A 3,883-nucleotide genomic window follows, 5' to 3' on the forward strand; every position below is an offset into this window, starting at 1 on the left:
GATGTAGCTGGTCATTTTCGTCGCTACACTCGGCGCACGCTGGAGCGCGCGGCGTTGAGCCAGGGATTCAGGACAGAATTCGCCACTTACCTCTTTTCTCCGTAGCCACCGCCGATCTTTGCGTTCCGAACCGTGCCGAGTTGGCTGGGATTGCGGCGTGCAGACTACGCAGAGGAACAGAAAGCCGACCATGTCCGCGGGGGTGTTTCGGCTCGAGTGGTGGATCGCGTGCTTGAGTGGGAGGCGAGGCGAATCGAGGCGGGACGTACTATCCTGTTCGGCAGCAGCTGCCTCGCGGCTTTCGTCAAGGATTGATTGTTGGGAACTGGGCGCACCGGCACTGGCCCAACGTTTCACCGAGACCCAGGCGCTTCGGCGGCGGGTGGAGTGGGGCCGAGAAGTCGGCTCGTCCCAGCGTCAAGCGCACCTCAACCGGCTGTCGTACCCCGCGCAAGGACCCCTCGGGCAGTAATCTCAATCTGACGCTCTAGCGACTCACCGGCCAAACCCCATCGCTGGCAACGCCGTTCCCAATCGGTCCCATCGGAGTGGTACCGATCCGGATCGGCGGGGTCGACGGCATCGCGTGTGATCGAAGCGTCCGGGCACACCACCTGGGTAACCCGCAGGGCGAGTTCGGCCATCTCCACCAGTTTGCCGCCGCTGTCGATGCACGCCGGGCCGGCACTGCCCTCGGCAATGCTCACGGCCAGTAGTTCCTCGGCTAGCGCGTAGCGTCGAAACACCGGGCGACGCGCCATGATCCGGATTTCCCCGGCGTCAGCGGCCAAGATCATTGACCCCAGTGCGTAGTTCTTCGGCTTTTGCACATAGGCGCCGGAGATGCTCCAGGCCCGGGCCACTACGGGAATCACGCCGTAGTTGACGGCCGTCTCTGCCAGCCGCAGTTCGGCTTCGCGTTTGAGGTAGCCGTACGGGTTGTCCTCGAGTGCTCCCTGCAGCGCGTCGTGCGGATATACGGCGGCTCCGCTGGACACCGTCAGCGCTGTCCGTACCCCCGGAAGGCGTGTCGCGAAGAGCAGCCTTTCGGTCAGTGAGCGGTTGGCTGTCACGTACTCGTCCAGTGGCACATCGGAGATCCGGTCCCGGGTGAGAAACGCGCAGTCCAGCACAATGGTCGGCCGGAACGCAGCAACCTCCTGGTTATCCCAGACGCGGCATTCGATGCTGCGATCGACCACGCGGATCGTTCGGGCTCGGCTGGCCAAGGCGAGTGTCGGCAGACCGAGTGGGTTGAGCAGGTCGAGGGCGGTTCGCCCGAGCCAGCCGGTTGCCCCGGTGATGAGTATCCGGTCATCGCCGAGTACCTGAGACACAAGTGTGCGCGCACCCGTGCTCACCATCTCAGATTCATCGTGGCTCACCGGCCCCATAGCTGAGAGCCTACGGGGATCTCGACCCTGTGGCTCCGCCGTCGAGGAGTTCGGTGTTCGCGGGTCGACCAAGTCCATTGGAGATACACTGCTGGGCGGCCCAACTTGTGTGAGGTCGCTGCCGCCGCCGGTTGGGTCAGGCCTGAGGAGGGTGCGTTGCGGGGTATGGCCAGGGTAATTTCACAGTGGTTCTCGAGCATCGCCGGCCAATCCGAGCGCACCCTTCTGCTGGGCGCTGTCCTGGTGTTGTCGGCGGTTTCGGGTGCGACGGGCTTCTTCCTTGCGCACTACTACTCCGTCGACGTCTTCTCCTCCTTGATCATTTTCTTGCCGGCCGACTGCTATCTCGACTGGGGTCTCAACGTCGGTGGGCATTGTTTCAGTGACTATGCGATCCCCGCTGCAGTCGGGATGCGCCCCAACCCGTGGGTTCCCTACCCGCTCTACCTTCCGCCCGATTTCAAGGCGATGGGTAGCCTCTACCCGGCCGCCGGGATGATGCCTCAGGTCATGTTCGGCCTGCTGGGCAAGTTCCTGGGGGCGCCGCGAATCGGATTGCTGAGCTACCTGCTGGCCTTGACCACGGCCGTCCTTTCTCCTGCGGCGTGGGCTGCCCGCGGAGCCCGAGGAGTGGAGCGCTTTGTCGTCTTCGTTTCCTGCGGTGTCGCGGCGGTCCCCGTCTGGGTGATGATCGACCGGGGCAACTCGGTGGGCTTCGCGGTGCCGATCGCGCTGGTGTTCCTGGTGGCGCTGTGCCGTCGGCGCTGGAGCTTGGGCGCCGTCATGGTTGTGCTGATTGCGCTGGTGAAGCCGCAGTTCGCGGTGCTGGTTGTCGCCTTGTTCGCGGCCCGGAAATGGCGGTTGGGCAGCGTCGCCGTCGCTGGGATCGCATTCTCCAATCTCGCCGCGTATGTGTTCTGGCCGCGCGACTTCCCGCAGACGATCCCGCAGTCGATTCGCGCGGTCCTGGGTTATGGCGGGGGGTCCATGCAGGCGGCCGAGGTCGCCAATTCCAATGTGTCCCTCGGTAAAGCGCTGCTCGCGATTCCCGACGCCATCAAGGCCGCTCAAACGGGGGGCAAAATTCCCGATGATTTCCTTTCCGGTGCCCGCTCGCTGATCGGGTACGCCGTCGTCCTGATCGTGGTGTCCGTCGTCATCGCACTCGGGCGACGAATCCCGCCGGTCATGGCCGGGATCGTGCTGCTGGCCACGGGGTCACTATTCCCGGCATTGAGCAACCCCTACTACCTGTTTTTTGTGCTTCCACTTGCGGCGCTGGTGGTCCGGGATCCGTACGGGCCGCTGGGAACCGGTATTTTCGACCGCCCAGAGGTGGTCGGCGGGCGGCGCCGTGCCGTCGGGGTGTGCGTGAGCCTGGCTGCGGCGCTGTGCATTGCGCAGATCGCGATACCCGGGCCGATACAAGAGGTCGGGGGAGAGGCCTACACGCGGTCCGACGAGAAGGTGCTGGTGGTCGCCAGCACCTTATCGCTGGCCCCGATCCTCTGGTTGATCACGCTGGTGGTGATCCTGGTTTCCTATGCGCGACGACCAGCTGTCGGCGTTGCCTGAAAACCAACCCCGTGCCCCGTGTTGACGGGTGAATTTGGCTAGAGCCTGCCCTCGCCGGTGCGGTGTTCGCTGATGCCACTGAGCCCCGATCGGTTTGGCGCATCTGCGGTGAAGTCACGTTCGACCAGATCGTCGTGGACCGAGCGCAGGATTTTGCCGTTCTTGCCCCGCTTCTTGCCGAACATGCTTCGCGGGGATCGAGGCTTGCCAATAGGGCATCCTGCCAGCCCGCTTACCCGGTGCAAACCAACTCCGACCTGAGTTGGGTCACTTTGGTCAGTTTCCGGCCTGAGTTCGGACATTTTGCCTAGTACCCAGTGTCAGCGGTCACGTAATTCCCCAGGCGTGAGGCCGAATTCGGGACAGGTGGCTGCAAGTCGTTCGCGAGCGTAACGTGGCTGCGATTTCGCGCTCCGGATTTCGCCCTGGCGTTACGCTCGGGAGCAGGCGGGCTGAATCAGGCTGTCCTACTGGGGCCAAGTCAGACTGTCACGGCCAGCCGTGGAGGCCTTCCGCACTCGGCCCCTGGATGCCGGCCCCTACACGTTCGTCGCTGCCGACGCCCTGGTCCTGAAGGTCCGCGAAGGCGGCCGGGTGGTCAACGTGCACGCCCTGATTGCGGTCGGAGTCAACGCCGAGGGCTACCGCGAAATCCTCGGTATCGACGTCACCACGGCAGAGGACGGGGCCGGGTGGCTGACGTTCTGGCGGTCGCTGACCGCCCGCGGCCTGTCCGGGGTCAAGCTGGTCACCTCCGACGCGCACGCCGGACTGGTAGCCGCGATCGGCGCCACCCTGCCCGGCGCGGCCTGGCAGCGCTGCAGAACCCACTACACGACCAACCTCATGGCGAAGACACCCAAGAGTTCGTGGCCCTGGGTGCGTACCCTGTTGCATTCGGTGTTCGATCAACC

Annotated in this window: 2 protein-coding genes and 2 pseudogenes; 2 read left to right on the forward strand and 2 right to left on the reverse strand. The window is 64.5% G+C overall.

Going from position 1 to position 3,883, the window contains the following annotated elements; all coding sequences use genetic code 11:
* Positions 1–428: 428 nt before the first annotated feature.
* Positions 429–1,394, reverse strand: coding sequence for an NAD-dependent epimerase/dehydratase family protein (locus tag ACK5M9_RS12285; protein WP_416893448.1), 966 nt, complete (start codon positions 1,392–1,394; stop codon positions 429–431).
* A 165-nt stretch (positions 1,395–1,559) separates the two neighbouring features.
* Between ACK5M9_RS12285 and ACK5M9_RS12290 the strand changes: the two genes are divergently transcribed.
* Positions 1,560–2,969: a hypothetical protein gene (locus ACK5M9_RS12290; protein WP_416893449.1), complete on the forward strand. Its 1,410-nt coding sequence runs from the start codon at positions 1,560–1,562 to the stop codon at positions 2,967–2,969.
* A gap of 41 nt (positions 2,970–3,010) precedes the next feature.
* Here the strand turns inward: ACK5M9_RS12290 and ACK5M9_RS12295 are convergent.
* A pseudogene (locus tag ACK5M9_RS12295) lies at positions 3,011–3,157 on the reverse strand (IS3 family transposase); the annotation flags it as partial.
* Positions 3,158–3,467: 310 nt separating this feature from the next.
* On the opposite strand from ACK5M9_RS12295, the pseudogene ACK5M9_RS12300 reads away from it, so the two are divergent.
* Positions 3,468–3,883: pseudogene (locus ACK5M9_RS12300) on the forward strand (transposase); the annotation flags it as partial.

The organism is Mycobacterium sp. (genome assembly GCF_047975165.1).
Taxonomy (GTDB): domain Bacteria; phylum Actinomycetota; class Actinomycetes; order Mycobacteriales; family Mycobacteriaceae; genus Mycobacterium.

Bases quoted from the DNA above. Each gene is read 5' to 3' on its own strand.
- ACK5M9_RS12285 (WP_416893448.1), bottom strand. From the start codon at position 1,394: ATGGGGCCGGTGAGCCACGATGAATCTGAGATGGTGAGCACGGGTGCG.
- ACK5M9_RS12290 (WP_416893449.1), top strand. From the start codon at position 1,560: ATGGCCAGGGTAATTTCACAGTGGTTCTCGAGCATCGCCGGCCAATCC.